Here is a 15602-nt window from a genome sequence, read left to right on the forward strand (position 1 = left end):
CCGAACACCTTCCGGCGCCCACATGATGGCCCGCGCATGACCACATGATGGATGTGTAACAAAGCCCGCCCGCCTTTCATTCGCTGGCCTGACCAGCGGATTCCGGCGATTTCCTGGGCCATAATCGACCGCATGCCGCATGTACTGCTCATCGAGGACGATGCCTCCGTACGCGATGGCATGGAGCTCGTCCTGCGCCGCCACGGCTACCAGGTGTCCGTCGCCGCCACCGGCGAAGAGGCCCTCGCACTGCTCGACGCCCCCGCGGAGACGGCCGTCGAACTCGTGGTGCTCGATCTGATGCTGCCCGGTATGGACGGCTTCGAGGTCTGCCGCCGGATCCGGGCCCGCTCCACCATGCCCGTGATCATGCTGACCGCGCGCGGCGACGACCCGGACATCGTCGGCGGACTCGAGGCCGGGGCCGACGACTACGTGGTCAAGCCGGTCACCGCACCCGTACTGGAGGCGCGGATCAAGGCGGCGCTGCGGCGCGCCGACCCCGTACCGCGGCAGCCCGGGGAGAACTACGCCGGGCTGGTCATCGACCGGGCGGGGCTGACCGTCACCCGTGACGGCACTCCGGTCCCGCTGCCCCCCCACCGAACTGCGGCTGCTGCTGGAGCTGTCCGCCTCCCCGGGCCGGGTCTTCAGCCGTGAGCAACTGCTTGCCTCGGTCTGGGACCACTCCTTCCTCGGGGACTCACGACTGGTCGACGCCGCGGTCGGACGGCTGCGCGCGAAGATCGAGGAAGTGCCCGCCCGGCCCCGCTACATCCAGACCGTGCGCGGCTTCGGCTACCGGTTCGGTCCGATATGAGCCCGCTCCGGCCGCGTATGGGCGGGCTGCGCACCCGGCTGGTCATCGCCTTTGTCCTGGTCGCGCTGATCAGCACGGTCACCGCCACCGCGCTCGCCTACCGCGAATCCCGCACCGCCGTGCTCAAGCGCGCCCAGGACGCCTTCCAGACCGACTTCCGCGACCGCGTGGACAGCGTCGCCCCCGACCTCGACCTGCCACCCGACGTCCGCACCCTGACCACCTTCGCCGACTCCGTCTCCTCCCGCCTCTCCGGTGCCCCGCTCGTCGTCACCCGGTACCACGACCTCACCGCCGCCTCCGACGGCCTGGCCGACCGCACCCGGATCACCCCCGAACTGCGCGCCTCGGTCCGCTCCTCCGGCCGCACCCGCTTCCAGCGCGTGGCGTACCGGGGCCGGCCCTATCTGGTGGTCGGCACGCCCGTCACCTACGACGGCGGCCGGGTCTCCGGCCTCGAGGTCTTCGCCGTCACCTCCCTGGAGGCGGAGGAGGAGCACACCGCGGCCCTGTTGGACTCGGTGCGCGGCGGACTGCTCCCGGTGCTGGGCCTCGCCGCGGTGCTCGCCCTGCTCGCCGCCGGGACCGTCCTGCGGCCGGTGCGCGAGCTGGGGCGGGCCACCCGGCGGCTGGCCGAGGGCGATCTCGACTCCCGGGTCGCCATCCGGGGCAGGGATGAACTCGCCCGGCTGGCCGCCGACTTCAACACCACGGCCGACGCGTTGCAGCGGTCGGTGAACGACCTGCGCGACCAGGAGGCCAGGGCACGGCGGTTCGTCGCCGATGTCTCGCACGAGCTGCGCACCCCGTTGACCGCCATGACGATGGTGACGACCGTGCTCGACGAGGACGCGCCGCATCTGCCTTCGGACGCGGCCCGTGCCGCCCGTACCGTCAGCGACGAGACCGCGCGGCTGGCTCGGTTGGTGGAGGACCTGATGGAGATGTCCCGCTTCGACTCGGGCGCCGCCCGGCTCGACGCGGCCGAGACCGACCTCGCGGAGACCGTCCGCGGCACGCTGGAGCTGCGCGGCTGGACCGGCCAGGTGGTGGCGCGACTCCCGGAGGGGATACGGGCGGTGGTGGACCGGCGGCGGGTGGACGTGGCCGTGGCCAATCTCGTCGGCAACGCGCTCCGGCACGGTGCGCCGCCGGTGACGGTGACGCTGGCCGCCGACGAGGACCGGGTGACGGTGGAGGTCGCCGACCGGGGGCCGGGGCTGCCGCCCGACACCCTCGCCCAGGTCTTCGACCGCTTCTACAAGGCGGACAGCGCCCGGACCCGCTCGGAGGGCAGCGGGCTGGGCACCGCCATCGCACTGGAGAACGCACGGCTGCACGGCGGCTCGATCGAGGCGGCCAACCGGCCCGCCGAGGAGGGCGGCGGAGCCGTGTTCACCCTGCGGCTGCCCCGGCACCGGCAGCGATCCGAGGAGCGGCGGACGACGCCGGACGGAGGTGTGCGATGACCCGCCTCCGTACGGCGGCCGGGGCCCTGGTCCTCGCCCTGGCGACGGCCGGCTGCGGTGTCCGGCCCACCGGGGTGGTGGACGGCGGTGAGCCCGCGAGCGGGCTCACCAAGGACCTGCGGATCTACTACGTCCGCGGCTCCGGGCTCCAGGGCGTCACCCGCCCCGACGTCTCCATCGAGGAGGCCTCCGCGGTCCTCAAGCTGCTGGCGGAGAAGCCGACCCGGGCCGAGGAGGAGCGCGGGCTCACCAACCTCGTCCGGCTCGGGTCGTACTCGACGAGCGGTACGCGCAACCGGATCACCCTGCGCGCGCCCGGCGCCTCCTTCGCCGGTGAACGCGACCGGCTGCCCAACGGCCAGCTGGTGTGCACGCTCGCCCGCGCCCAGTCCTTTGTGCACCGGACCGAAGGCATCCGGCCCGACGACGTCCGGGTCTCGCTGAACGACGGTGAGCGGACCTACGGCCCCTACGAGTGCTCGCAGTTCCTCAGCTGAACCCGGAACTCGCCGCTGAACCCGGAACCCGCCGCCCAGGTCCTGTCCGGTGGATCTTTGAGGGTCGGCCCGCGGTGTCTGGGGCGGGGGGCACCTCCCAGCGGTAGCCGGGGGGAGCATCGCAAGGCGGAGGACCGCCCTCGTCCTGGGCGTACCCGGGCGACTCCGGCAACGCGGCCGGGGGCACCTCCCGGCGGTAGCCGGGGGCGCGGTGCCAGGCGTCGCGGGCCCGATAGGATCCACCGGACAGGGCCTAGATGACCCCGTGCGCCTCCATGGCCTCCGCCACCCGCAGGAAGCCCGCCACGTTCGCGCCCAGGACGTAGTCGTCGGGGGAGCCGAACCGCGCAGCGGTGTTCCGGCACAGCTCGTGCACCTCGGTCATGACGGAGCCGAGCCGGGACGCGGTCTGGTCGAAGGTCCAGCGGTCGCGGGAGGCGTTCTGCTGCATCTCCAGCGCCGAGGTGGCCACCCCGCCGGCGTTGGCCGCCTTGCCGGGACCGAAGAGCACATCGGCCTCGCGCAGGGTGTCCACCGCCGCCGGGGTGCAGGGCATGTTCGCGCCCTCGGCCACCGCCAGCACACCGTTCTTCACCAGCGCCACGGCATGGTGCTCGGCCAGCTCGTTCTGGGTGGCGCAGGGCAGCGCCACATCACAGGGCACGTCGAAGACCGAACCCCGCTCGGAGTGCGCGGCACGGGGCCTGACCTCCGCGTAGGCGGACAGCCGCGCGCGGCGGACCTCCTTGATCTCCTTGAGGAGTTCCAGATCGATACCGTCCTCGTCGACCACATAGCCGGAGGAGTCGGAGCAGGCCACCACCCGGCCGCCGAGGGCGTGCACCTTCTCGATGGCGTAGACGGCCACATTGCCCGACCCGGAGACGACCACCCGTCGGTCGTCGAAGTCCCGGCCCCGGGTGCGCAGCATCTCCTCGGCGAAGTGGACGGTGCCGTAGCCGGTGGCCTCGGTGCGGGCGTACGAACCGCCCCAGCCGGTGTGCTTACCGGTCAGCACACCCGCCTCGAAGCGGTTGGTCAGCCGCTTGTACTGGCCGAAGAGATAGCCGATCTCCCGGCCGCCCACCCCGATGTCCCCCGCCGGTACATCGGTGTGCTCACCGAGGTGGCGGTGGAGCTCGGTCATGAACGACTGGCAGAACCGCATCACCTCCGCCGAGGAACGCCCCTTGGGGTCGAAGTCCGCTCCGCCCTTGCCACCGCCGATCGACAGCCCGGTCAGCGCGTTCTTGAAGATCTGCTCGAAGCCGAGGAACTTCACGATGCCCAGATTGACGCTGGGGTGGAAGCGCAAGCCGCCCTTGTACGGGCCCAGCGCGCTGTTGAACTCCACCCGGAAGCCGCGGTTGACCTGGACGTCTCCCCGGTCGTCGACCCAGGGCACCCGGAAGATGATCTGACGCTCCGGTTCGCACAGCCGCTCGAGGATCCGGGAGTCCAGGTATTCCGGGTGTGCGGTGAGCACCGGTCCGAGGCTCTGCACCACCTCGCGCGCCGCCTGGTGGAATTCCGCCTCACCGGCGTTACGGTCCACGACCTGCGCGTAGACGGCCTCGATACGAGCGCTGACGTCCATGAAGTGCCCTTTCTGCCAACTCGTCGGCGCGTCAGTCTGTCAGCAGACGGCCGCCCGCGGTGGCAAAACCGCCGGAGATGTAGTGGATCCGGAGAAGCGGTGGACGGCGGGGCCCGAGTTGCGGCGCGCCGTGGCCGGAGGGACGGTGGAGAGGGGGCGTTGCGGACGTACCCGGCCATGCCCCTTCCGGGAGCGGGGTGCGGTACGTGTGCGAGGACGCGCGTACGCGAGGTGCGCACGCGCGATCACATCCCATACGCGATGGCGACGCGCCGGTACACGGCAGAACCGCTCTCCCGCCAGAACCGCTCTCTCGTCCTGGCCGCCTGACACTCCGCGCATCGGCGCGTCTCCTCCGAGCCGGGGGAGCGCACAGAAAGCGGAGACAGCAATGACCAACGGACCCATGGGCAGGCGTCCCTTCGGCGGCGAACCGCCGGAGCGGGCCGATTCCCCCATGACGCAGCAGAAAGCCGAGTACACGGGCCGGTACGTGGTCCTGCTCGACGAGCAGGAACCCCAGAGCGGCATCGACGCCCTCCAGTCCTCGGTCGGCATCGCGTCCGTCGAACGGGTCGGGGGAGCCGAGGCCGAAGGCGCCACCGAACTCCTCCAACGCCCCGACACCTCGGTGCTCTTCGACGACCTCGCCACCGCCGTCGTCGAAGTACGCCCCGACCAGCGCCACACGCTGGTGACGACCGCCGAGGCGGAACCCACGATCATCGCCGCGGAGCCGGAACGGATGGTCTACGCCTCCGTGATCACCGAACCCCAGCGGACGCTGACCGGCTTCTTCCCGACCTATCGCAGCGACGAGGACGAGGTAAACCGTCACACCCGCGCCGAACTCGCCGCCTCGCTCGGCCCGGCCTGGGACGAGCAGAACACCACCTGGGGACTCCAGGCGATCCGGGCCAACTGGTCCACCCTGACCGGGAGCGCGGTGAAGGTCGCCGTCCTCGACACCGGTGTGGACACCGACCACCAGGATCTGACCGGCTGCCTCGAGGCCACCGCCTCGTTCGTCCCCGGTGAGACCGTGGAGGACGGCAACGGCCACGGCACCCACTGCATCGGCACGGTGGCCGGACCGGTCAAACCCGAGCACGCGCCCCGCTACGGTGTGGCGGGCGAGGCCCGGATGCTGGCCGGGAAGGTGCTCAGCGACCGCGGTGTGGGCACCGACGGCCAGATCCTCGCGGGCATGGCCTGGGCGGTCTCCCAGGGCGCACGGGTGATCTCCATGTCGCTGGGCGCTCCGGTGGAGCCGGGTGAACTCTTCCCGCAGACCTACGAGAACGTGGCGCTGCGCGCGCTCGAACGCGGAACCGTGATCGTCGCGGCGGCGGGCAACGAGAGCCGCCGGCCCCGGTTCGTCGCACCCGTGGGCCGCCCGGCCAACTGCCCGTCCATCCTCGCGGTGGCCGCGCTCGGCAAGGACCTGGCGACCGCGTGGTTCTCCTGCGGAGCCATCAACGGGGCGGGCGGCGAGGTCAATATCGCCGCTCCCGGTGTCGATATCTTCTCGGCCGCGCCGGACGGCACGTACCAGACGCTGAGCGGCACCAGCATGGCCACTCCGCACACGGCCGGTGCGATCGCGCTGATGGTCCAGGCACACCCCGAGGCCACCGCGGCCGACCTCCGCTCCCGGCTGCTCTCCGGGGCGTACCCGCTGCCGCAGCCCGCCGCGGACATCGGCTCGGGGCTGCTCCAGGCCCCGTGAACCGGACCTCCCCGTCCGGCCCGGTCGGAGTCATCCTCTCGGTCGACCCGGACCGGTTCGCCGAGGTGGTGGCCGCGGCGCGCCGGGCCGGACTCACCGTCACCAGGGAGCAGGACGTGCTCGGTTCGCTCTCCGGGACCATCGAGGAGGACCGGATCCCGGCCCTCGAGGCCGTTGACGGCGTGGATTCCGTCGACCGGGACCGGACCGTCCGCCTGCCGCCGCCGGACGCGCCGATCCAGTGACCGAGCGGCCGGGCCGCCGCCCGGCCCGGCCGCGTCAGGTCCGCCTGTTTTCAGCACCTGCAACTGTCCACCAGCGGCTGGGCGTTCACCGCACGGTGCCGCACACGGCGGGCCATGGCCGCATCCCGCGGAGCCGACGGCCATCATGGGCGTCATGAACGCTCCGAGCCCTGAACTGATCACCATCGCGGCCTACGGGAACAGCCCGGGCCGCCCCACCCCGATGGCGGCCGTCCGCGGTTGACTGCGTGAGCGCGGTATCGATTGGATGCCCTTCGCGCCCGACGAGATCCGCTGGGACCACGCCTGCGGTATCGGCACCGACGGCCACTGGTTCGGCTGGTTCCGGATCCAGGTCGACGCCGCCGCCCTGCGGCGGCTCGGCCTCCACCCCGACCAGCCCACCCCACGGGTCACCGGCCCGTCCCCGCCCGCCTGGTGGCACGCCGAGGCGGAACGCCTCGCCCGCCACCGGCACGGCCCCACGGCCTGACCGCCGCCCGGGTCACCGCCCCGCCGCGGCCGGGCGGCGGCCGTCGCCGTCGTGGAGCGCCCCGCCACCAGGTCGCCTAGTGTGGAATCCGGAGGGGCACAGGGGCACGGGAGGTCCCCGTGACGAACGAGCACTTCGTCTTCATCCCGGGAGGCGGTGGCCGGCAGCGGCTGTGGCGCCACCAGACGGCCGCCCTCGCCGCCCTCGCGACCAGCGAGGTCATGGTCCTGGACCGGCAGGCCACCCGTGCCGGGATGGCCGGGTACGACCTCGCGCGCACCCCTGAGGCGTTCTCCGCCGCCGGTCATTCGCTGGGCGGACGGGTCGCCCAGGAGGTGGCCGCCGGGGCCCCGGACCGGGTCTCCCGGCTCTTCCTGTGCGACACCTGGGCGCGGTCGGCCCCCGGCACCATCGCCTGCCTCGACCCCTATGCGGCCCACCTCATCCGCGACGCCGACGGGGTGCGGGACGCGCCCACTTCGACCAGCCGCTGGACCGCGTTCGCTACGCGGGCAAGGGGTTCTGCGCCCGGCTCAGGGCGTGGCAGCGCGAGACGGCGCCCGCCCCGTACATCCGCCGTCCGCGGGCGTCGGCCCACGACTGCGCGACCGAGCGGCTGCTGCCGGAGATCACCGCGGTGCTGCGGCTGTGGCTGGTCCGGACCGGACGAACCGCGACGGCAAAGGTGGCGGAGGCCCTGGCGCTGGGTACCCGGCGGCTAGCCGTCTGAGGGCCTGCCCGCCGGGGCCGGTCCGGAAAGGAGCCGCAGTCGTGTTCGTCGTGGACACCCTGGCGATCGAGGGCCTGGGAAACCGCAGTTATCTGGCGGGCGGGCCGCACGAAGTGGTGGTGGTGGACCCGCCGCGGGACATCGACCGGGTGATCGCCGCGGCGGCCCGGCGCGGGGTGCGGATCGCGTACGTGGCGGAGACCCATGTGCACAACGACTACGTCAGCGGCGGTCTCGAACTGGCCCGGGTCACCGGCGCCGGTTATCTGGTGCCCGCCCGCGCGTCGGTCTCCTTCGACCGCACCCCGGTCGCCGACGGCGACACCCTCGCCCTCGACGACGGGCTGGTGCTACGGGCGCTGGCCACCCCCGGCCACACCCCGCACCACACCTCCTACGTCGTCGAGGACAACGGCCGCGCCGCCGCGGCGTTCACCGGCGGATCGCTGCTGATCGGCACCGTCGGACGGCCGGACCTCGTCGAACCCCGGCTCACCGAGCCGCTGGCCCGCGCCCAGTACGCCTCGGCCCACCGGCTGGCGGACGAACTGGACGACGAGGTGCCGGTGCTGCCCACCCACGGCTTCGGCAGCTTCTGCTCCTCCTCCCAGGCCACCGGCGAGACCACCACCATCGGCCGGGAACGGGCGCGCAACCACGCCCTGACCGAGGACGTGGAGACCTTCGTCGCCGAAACCCTCGCCGGTCTGGACGACATCCCGGCGTACTACGCGCACATGGGCCCGGCCAACGCCGCCGGACCCGCCCCGGTCGACCTCACCCCGCCGCACCGGGCGGATCCCGACGAGATCGCGGCGCGGCTCGCGGCGGGGGAGTGGGTGGTGGATCTGCGCAGCCGTGTCGCCTTCGCCGAGGGGCACCTCCCCGGATCGTTCAACTTCGAGGGCGACGGTAACCCCGCCACCTATCTGGCCTGGCTGATCCCCTGGGGCAAACCCGTCACCCTGCTCGCGCACAGCCCCGAGGAGATCGCCGCCGCCCAGCGCGAACTGGTCCGGGTGGGCATCGACCATCCGGCCGCCGCCGCCACCGGCGGCCCCGCCGCCTGGGTCCGGGCGGGCGAGGAGACCCGGTCCTTCCCCCGGACCACCTTCGCCGCCCTGGCCACGGCCCGTCGGCGCGGCGAGGAGATGGTGGTCCTCGACGTCCGCCGCGACTCCGAACGCTCCGGCGGCTTCATCCAAGGCTCGGTCCACCTCCCCGTCCACCGGCTGCACGACCGCATGGACCAGGTGCCGCCCGGCACGGTGTGGGTGCACTGCGCCAGCGGGATGCGCGCGGCGATCGCCGCCTCCCTGCTGGACGCCGCCGGACGCGCCGTCGTCGCCGTCGACGACGCCTTCGAGGCCGCCGCCGCGGCCGGACTGACGGTCACCCGGACCCCCTGAGCGTCCCGTCGGCAGCGCCTGTCGCGAACCCGTCGCGCACGCGCCCCGAACTCGCCGCGAACCCGCCCGAGATGTGAACCGGGCCACCTCGAACCCCCGCGACGCGCCAGTATCGCGTCAACACCCCACCGAATCCCGTCAGCGTCGCGTCAGGGACGGCGTCGGTCCCCGGCCCGGGGGAATGAGCAGCCCGACGCGCCCCCGGACCCGCCCGGCCCGTGGCCGCCACCGCTGCTCACCACTCCTCCAGGGAGGACCGCCATGACCGAGCTGTTGTACGGGGACGACCCGGAACCCTCGGAACGGATCCCGGCCGGACCGCTCTACGTCCCCGTCCGGCCGGGACCCGACAGCTGTGCGGTGCGGGTGTTCCGCACCCCCCTCGGCGGCCGCACCGCCGTCGGCTTCTCCAGCCGGCGCCGCCTGACGGAGGTCCTCGGTGCCCGTCAGCCGTGGGTCAGGCTCGCCGAACCGGCGCTGCGCGCCCTCACCGAACCGCTGGGCGTCACCGTCCTCACCGTGGACCCGAAGGTGGCGGGGAGCCGCGGTCTGCCACCGGCCCGGCCACTGGAACGGCGCATCCGGCGCCCCCGGGACCCCGAGGGCATCACCCTCGCCGCACCGCTCTCCGGACGCGGCACCGGGGCCCTCGGCACCGGCATCGGCTGAGGGGACAAACGGCCATGGTCACACCACTGCTCCCGGACGCCGAGCACCCGGCACCCGGCCCCGACGACGAGCTGACCGTATGGCCCGCCTCGGCCACCCGGCTCGTCCACGGCGACCTGGCGGTGGGCGGAGTGCCGCTCACCGAGATCGCCGACCGCTTCGGCACCCCGGCCTATCTTCTCGACGAGACCGAGGTACGGGCCCGCTGCCGCGCCTACCAGCGTGCCTTCCCGGGCGCCACCGTCCTCTACGCGGCCAAGGCCTTCCTGTGCCGCGCCATGGCGAGCTGGGTGGAGGACGAGGGCCTGGGACTGGACGTCTGCTCGGCGGGGGAGCTGGAGCTCGCGTTCACCAGCGGCTTCCCGCCGGGCCGCATCGTGCTGCACGGCAACGCCAAGAGCCCGCAGGACCTGGCGGCCGCGCTGCGCTTCGGCGTCGGCCGCATCGTGATCGACAGCCCCTCGGAGATCGCCCGGCTGGCCGTCGCCGTGCCCGTGGGCAGCCGCCAGAAGGTGATGGTGCGGATCGCGCCCGGGATCGCCGCGGGCGGCCACGCCAAGGTCCGTACCGGTACCGAGGACCAGAAGTTCGGCCTGTCCCTCACCGACGGCTCCGCACACCACGCCATCGCCCGGGTCCTGGACCAGCCACGGCTCGAACTGGTCGGCCTGCACTGCCATCTGGGCTCCCAGATCACCTCCACCAAGCCCTATCTCTCGGCGGTGCGCCGCATGGTCGGTCTGATGGCCCGGGTCGGGGAGCTGTACGGGGTCGTCCTGCCGGAGCTGGACCTCGGCGGCGGCCACGGCATCGCCTACCGGCCCGGTGAACCCGCGCTCGACATCGCCGCCCTGGCCGGTCGGGTGCGGGCCGAACTGACCGAGGGCTGTGCGGCGGCCGGGCTGCCGGTACCGCGGCTGATCATCGAACCGGGGCGTGCGGTGGTGGGCCCGGCCGGGGTGGCGCTCTACCGGGTACTGGCCGTCAAGCGCACCGGGGAGAACCGCTTCATCGCCGTGGACGGAGGGATGAGCGACAACCCGCGGCCCGCGCTGTACGGGGTGCGCTACGCGCCCCGGCTGGTCGGCCGCCGCTCCACCGCCCCGCTGGTCCCCGTGACGGTGGCCGGACGCCACTGCGAGGCCGGTGACATCCTGGCGGGCGGGGCCGAACTGCCCGCCGACGTCCACCCCGGCGATCTGCTCGCGGTGCCGGTGGCGGGCGCGTACCACCTGTCCATGGCCTCCGGCTACAACCTGGTCGGACGGCCGCCCGTGGTCGCCGTGGCCGACGGCCACGCCCGGCTGCTGGTGCGGCGCGAGTCGCTGGCCGACTTCCGCAGCCGCGACGTCGGGCTGTAGCGGGGTGCGGCGGAGGGGCGGTGGACGCGGCCGCCCCTCCGCGCGGATGGTCTACGGTCGGGGCGTGCCCGGCGCACCGGCCGGGCACCTGGCCGCGCGCAGCCCGTCCGAGAGAAAGCCCGTACCGTGCTCATCGCCCGCTCCGTCGCTCTGTTCGTGGTCGCCGCCCTCTGCGAGATCGGCGGTGCCTGGCTGGTGTGGCAGGGGGTGCGGGAACACCGGGGCTGGGTCTGGATCGGTGCCGGGGTGATCGCCCTCGGGCTGTACGGCTTTGTGGCCACCCTCCAACCGGACGCCGAGTTCGGGCGCATCCTCGCCGCCTACGGCGGGGTCTTCGTCGCCGGTTCGCTGGCCTGGGGCATGGTCGCCGACGGCTACCGCCCCGACCGGTTCGACGTGCTCGGCGCGCTGGTCTGCCTCGCCGGAGTGGCCGTGATCATGTACGCCCCGCGCGGCCACTGACTCCGCGGGGAACCTGCGGTGGCGGCCGCGGCCGACGCGAGGGACGGTGGTGGAGGGGGACGGTACGGAAGGGCTAGCGGGATCCGGGGGCTCGGGGAGACCGAACACAGGCCGTCCGCGACAGGTGATCCACCATGGCAAGGGACATCGTCCGCATCGCCATCCATCCCGCGATCGGAATCGCCCGGGTCGGCAACAGCACCACGGAGTTCTTCCACGGCCCCGAGCTGCCCGACGAGAGACCCGCGCGCCCCGGCTTCTACCGGGACGCCCAGGGCGCGATCAAACGACACACCGGACTGCGCGCGGGCCAGGCCGTCGACGCCCGGCTGCGCGGTAACCGCGAGGCACTGCGGGACTACACCGCCCAACTCCGCCGGATCCGTGCCGTCTACGTCCGCCATCACGACGACGCCTATCTCGCGGAGCGCCGATGGCCCGCCCATCCGTTCTGGCGGCGACGGCACGCCCGGAACGACCGGTACGCGGGGGAGGAAGGGCGGTTGGACGGGACGAGGGAAAAAGCCAGGGAGAAGTCCGGGCAGGGCTGACGTAATCCGCGCGCCCCGGGGTACCCGCTGCGCAAGCTGTCGACGGAGCCCCCGGGGGAACGCGATGGCCAGGCTCTTCCGGTCCAGAATGCGGGCCGGTGGAGCCGCCCTGACCGGCTGGGCGCGGGACGGTGGAGCCACCCGGCCCGGCGGGTCAGCTCCCACAGGACCGGCTCATCGTGACCGAAGGGCCGGTTCTGTGCTCCGCTACGACTGGATCCACCCGAACGACCGCTCCACCGCCCGCCGCCAGTTCTCGTACTCCGCCTCCCGGCGCCCGGGGTCCATCGTGGGCATCCACTGACCGGCCCGGTGCCAGTTGCGGCGGAGCCCCTCGAGGTCCGGCCAGTAGCCCACGGCCAGGCCCGCGGCGTAGGCCGCGCCCAGCGAGACGGTCTCGGAGACCATGGGCCGTACCACGGGGACATCGAGCACATCGGCCACGAACTGCATCAGCAGGTTGTTGGCCGTCATACCGCCGTCGACCTTCAGGGCCTTCAGCGGCTCGGGCGAGTCCGCGTTCATGGCGTCGATGACTTCGCGCGTCTGCCAGCCCGTGGCCTCCAGCACCGCGCGGGCGAGATGTCCCTTGGTGATGTACGAGGTGAGGCCGATGATGACCCCGCGGGCGTCGCTGCGCCAGTGCGGGGCGAAGAGCCCGGAGAACGCGGGAACGATGTAACAGCCGCCGTTGTCCTCGACGGTACGGGCGAGGGTCTCGATCTCGGGGGCGCTGTGGATCAGACCCAGCCGGTCCCGGAACCACTGCACCAGCGAACCGGTGACCGCGATCGGCCCCTCCAGGGCGTAGACCGTCGGTTCGTCCCCGATCTTGTACCCCACCGTGGTGAGCAGCCCGTGCCGGGAGCGCACCAGGTTGGTGCCGGTGTTCATCAGCAGGAAGCTGCCGGTTCCGTAGGTGCACTTCGCCTCTCCGGTGGCGAAGCAGGTCTGTCCGAAGAGCGCCGCCTGCTGGTCGCCGAGCGCGGCACAGATACGCACGTCGGGCAGCAGCGCACGGGCCACTCCGTAGCACTCGGCGGACGGACGGATCTCCGGCAGCATCGGACGGGGCACCCCGAAGTAGCTCAGCAGTTCGTCGTCCCAGGCCAGGGTGCGGATGTTCATCAGCATCGTGCGGCTGGCATTGGTGGCGTCGGTGATGTGCAGTCCGCCGTTGGGTCCGCCGGTGAGATTCCAGATCAGCCAGCTCTCCACGGTGCCGAACAGCACCTCGCCGCGTTCCGCGCGCTCGTGCAGGCCGTCGACATGGTCGAACAGCCAGCGGATCCGCGGCGCGGAGAAATAGGTCGTGGGCGACAGACCGCAGCGGTCGAGGAAGAAGCCGTCACCGGTGGTGCGCCGCAGCTGCTCCACCAGAGCGTCGGTGCGGGTGTCCTGCCAGGTGATGGCGTGGCCGATGGGGATGCCGGTCGCGCGGTCCCAGACGACCGTGGTCTCACGCTGGTTCGCGATGCCGATCGCCGCCACCTGGTCCGGGCCGATACCCGCGTTGCCGAGCGCCCGGGGCACGATGCGTTGCAGATTGGCCCAGATCTCGGCGGCGTCGTGTTCCACCCAGCCGGGCTGGGTGAAGTACGACTGGTGTTCCCTCTGTGCGACGGACACCAGGCGTCCTTGGTGGTCGAAAAGGATGCACCGGGTGGAGGTGGTGCCCTGGTCAATGGAGATCACATAGCGTTCAACCATGGCCTGGCCTGTCTTCGCGCGGGTTCGAGCAGGACATGGGGTATCACCAGCGGGCCGCACCGAGGTCTCGGGAGACCGCCCGTGCGGCATCGCGCACCAGGCCGACGAGCGGGGGGTTCGGCTTGCCCTTGCTGTCGCAGAGGCGATCCACGGATCCGGACACCCCGATGGCGCCGACCACCAGGCCGCCCTGTCCGCGGATCGGCGCCGCGACATCCGCTTCACCCATGATCATTTCTTGGACCGCGGCCGCCCATCCGGCCTCCCGGATCTCGCCGAGCGCTCTGCCCAGCTGGTGGTGGGAGACGAGGGTGTGCCGGGTGTAGCCCTCTGGTTCTGCTTCCATAACCGGCTCCAGGGGTGTCGCCCCGTACGCCAGCAGGACCTTCCCCAGGGCGCTGGCGTGCAGGGGCAGCAGGGATCCCACGTCCAGGGTCTGAAATGTGTCGTCAGGACGGAAGACGTGGTGGACGATGAGTACCTTGCCCTCGAGGGGCACGCCGAGCCGGACTGCCTCACCGCTGCGGGCGGCGAGGGCATCGGCCCAGTTGATGGAGCGGGAGCGCAGCTCGTTGATATCGAGATAGCTGGTTCCCAGGTGGAGCAGCGCGGCGCCGAGCTGGTACTTGCCGGTCTCCTTGTCCTGCTCGACGAAGTCCACGCTCTGGAGGGTGCGCAGTATGCCGTGTGCGGTGCCCTTCGCCAGGCCCAGCGCGGCCGCCACCTCGCCCAGGCCGAGCCGTCCGGAGCCCTGGGCGAGCAGCCGCAGGATCGCCGCCGCCCGCTCGATCGACTGCACCGGGCCGGCCATGTCGCGATCGTAGCTCTATGTCCCCTCATTCAGCTTGTTGACCAGAGTTGTTCGCTGACGGGAGGTGATCCCCTTTGGTGCCGTTAGCTGCATGTTTCCGCGCTTGTTCAGCGTTGTACAAAAACGTTCGGTAATGCCGACCAGGATTCGTTGACCGCGCCTTTGTGCGCCCATAGCGTCCCTATCAGAACAGCCCCGACATCCGGGGTGACTTGCCGGTCGTTATTCGGCCGGAGGCCGACAGGCAACCCACTGGGCGCTCGACAGGGCAGTGCCCGGCAGAGCACCCGGAGGAGGAGAAGTGGCGGACCAGCTGAGTTTTTCGACGGTCGGCGGCGCCCCGCCGACTGATCCCCGCGTGGGAGCGGCTCCCGTGGTCGCAGCGGGGGACTGGAGCGTTCCCCGGGCATTCGGCTTCGTGGGGCCCACCGTTCCCACCCAGACGCCGGCGCCGTTCATCGGCCCCCAGCTGAGCGGGGCGGGCTCGCCGCACGGGACGGCGCCGGGCGGCGGTCAGGCCGGACCCGCCGAGGGTGCGCCTTTCGGCCATGTCGACCACCGTACCGACCACCATCTCCCGGTGCCGCACCTCCACGAGGCCGTCGCCGGGGTACGGCGACGGGCGCAGCTGCTGCTGGACGAGTGGGATCTGCCTGCCGAATGCCTCGAGGACGCGCTCATGGTGATCTCCGAGCTGATCACCAATGCGGTGCTGCACGCGCTTCCCCCCGCCGTACTGCGGCTGTGCTCGAGCGAGACCGACGGCTGCCGCACCCTGCGCATCGAGGTCACCGACGGTGGCCCCGCGCCCCGGGCCGAGCAGGTGGGCGAGGGGATCGAGCCGGACGAACACGGCCGGGGGATCGGCATCGTCTCCGCGCTGTCGTCCTGCCACGGCACCCGGGTGGGCTGTTCCGGGGTCACCCGCTGGGCGGAGCTGCCGGTCGCCGTCTGACGAGCGCCCCCACCTCATGTGGCGCCGTCCGCACACCGCGTCGCCAGGTGTCAGAGCACGGTGCGTACCGCCTGGAGCCCCTTGCCGCGGACAT

At 72.4% G+C, this 15602-nt stretch carries 15 protein-coding genes and 1 pseudogene; 13 read left to right on the forward strand and 3 right to left on the reverse strand.

All coding sequences use genetic code 11. The features are described from left to right. Positions 1 to 132: 132 nt before the first annotated feature. From HUT19_RS36495 to HUT19_RS36505, 3 genes and pseudogenes are all read left to right on the forward strand, one after another. Positions 133 to 820, forward strand: a pseudogene (locus tag HUT19_RS36495) (response regulator). Next, positions 817 to 2289, forward strand: coding sequence for a HAMP domain-containing sensor histidine kinase (locus HUT19_RS36500; protein ID WP_176184866.1), 1473 nt, complete (start codon positions 817 to 819; stop codon positions 2287 to 2289). Before HUT19_RS36495 ends, HUT19_RS36500 begins: the two are co-directional and overlap by 4 nt. After that, a complete protein-coding gene (locus HUT19_RS36505) occupies positions 2286 to 2786 on the forward strand; it encodes a hypothetical protein (RefSeq protein WP_176184868.1) in 501 nt (166 codons plus the stop codon). Before HUT19_RS36500 ends, HUT19_RS36505 begins: the two co-directional genes overlap by 4 nt. A 253-nt stretch (positions 2787 to 3039) precedes the next feature. Here HUT19_RS36505 and gdhA read toward each other — a convergent pair whose 3' ends face one another. Next, positions 3040 to 4383, reverse strand: a complete 1344-nt coding sequence (gene gdhA, locus HUT19_RS36510) for an NADP-specific glutamate dehydrogenase (RefSeq protein ID WP_176184870.1) — start codon at positions 4381 to 4383, stop codon at positions 3040 to 3042. Positions 4384 to 4774: 391 nt separating this feature from the next. On the opposite strand from gdhA, the gene HUT19_RS36515 reads away from it, so the two are divergent. From HUT19_RS36515 to HUT19_RS36555, 9 genes are all read left to right on the forward strand, one after another. Further along, positions 4775 to 6112: a S8 family serine peptidase gene (locus HUT19_RS36515; RefSeq protein WP_176184872.1), complete on the forward strand. Its 1338-nt coding sequence runs from the start codon at positions 4775 to 4777 to the stop codon at positions 6110 to 6112. Beyond that, the gene (locus tag HUT19_RS36520) at positions 6109 to 6357 is read left to right on the forward strand and encodes a hypothetical protein (RefSeq protein ID WP_176184874.1); all 249 of its coding nucleotides are present in this window, start codon (positions 6109 to 6111) and stop codon (positions 6355 to 6357) included. Before HUT19_RS36515 ends, HUT19_RS36520 begins: the two co-directional genes overlap by 4 nt. A 268-nt stretch (positions 6358 to 6625) precedes the next feature. Further along, positions 6626 to 6850, forward strand: a complete 225-nt coding sequence (locus HUT19_RS36525) for a hypothetical protein (protein WP_176184876.1) — start codon at positions 6626 to 6628, stop codon at positions 6848 to 6850. 119 nt (positions 6851 to 6969) lie between these two features. Next, the gene (locus tag HUT19_RS36530; protein WP_176184878.1) at positions 6970 to 7572 is read left to right on the forward strand and encodes an alpha/beta fold hydrolase; all 603 of its coding nucleotides are present in this window, start codon (positions 6970 to 6972) and stop codon (positions 7570 to 7572) included. A gap of 49 nt (positions 7573 to 7621) precedes the next feature. After that, positions 7622 to 8989 carry a rhodanese-like domain-containing protein gene (locus tag HUT19_RS36535; protein ID WP_176184880.1) on the forward strand — a complete coding sequence of 456 codons (1368 nt, stop codon included), beginning with the start codon at positions 7622 to 7624 and terminating at the stop codon, positions 8987 to 8989. A 261-nt stretch (positions 8990 to 9250) separates the two neighbouring features. Beyond that, positions 9251 to 9658, forward strand: coding sequence for an SAV_915 family protein (locus HUT19_RS36540; protein ID WP_176184882.1), 408 nt, complete (start codon positions 9251 to 9253; stop codon positions 9656 to 9658). 14 nt (positions 9659 to 9672) lie between these two features. Then, complete coding sequence (lysA, locus tag HUT19_RS36545; RefSeq protein ID WP_176184884.1) at positions 9673 to 11019, forward strand: diaminopimelate decarboxylase; 1347 nt, start codon at positions 9673 to 9675, stop codon at positions 11017 to 11019. 126 nt (positions 11020 to 11145) lie between these two features. Then, positions 11146 to 11481, forward strand: coding sequence for a YnfA family protein (locus tag HUT19_RS36550; RefSeq protein ID WP_176184886.1), 336 nt, complete (start codon positions 11146 to 11148; stop codon positions 11479 to 11481). Positions 11482 to 11615: 134 nt separating this feature from the next. Continuing rightward, a complete protein-coding gene (locus HUT19_RS36555; protein ID WP_176184888.1) occupies positions 11616 to 12032 on the forward strand; it encodes a LodA/GoxA family CTQ-dependent oxidase in 417 nt (138 codons plus the stop codon). 207 nt (positions 12033 to 12239) lie between these two features. On the opposite strand, the gene glpK is transcribed toward HUT19_RS36555, so the two are convergent. Beyond that, complete coding sequence (gene glpK / locus HUT19_RS36560; protein ID WP_176184890.1) at positions 12240 to 13742, reverse strand: glycerol kinase GlpK; 1503 nt, start codon at positions 13740 to 13742, stop codon at positions 12240 to 12242. 43 nt (positions 13743 to 13785) lie between these two features. Further along, positions 13786 to 14553: an IclR family transcriptional regulator gene (locus HUT19_RS36565; RefSeq protein WP_176184892.1), complete on the reverse strand. Its 768-nt coding sequence runs from the start codon at positions 14551 to 14553 to the stop codon at positions 13786 to 13788. Between the two features lie 373 nt (positions 14554 to 14926). On the opposite strand from HUT19_RS36565, the gene HUT19_RS36570 reads away from it, so the two are divergent. Beyond that, positions 14927 to 15508, forward strand: a complete 582-nt coding sequence (locus HUT19_RS36570) for an ATP-binding protein (RefSeq protein WP_254885979.1) — start codon at positions 14927 to 14929, stop codon at positions 15506 to 15508. The last annotated feature ends 94 nt before the right edge of the window (positions 15509 to 15602 follow it).

The sequence above is a fragment of the Streptomyces sp. NA02950 genome, assembly GCF_013364155.1.
GTDB lineage: Bacteria > Actinomycetota > Actinomycetes > Streptomycetales > Streptomycetaceae > Streptomyces.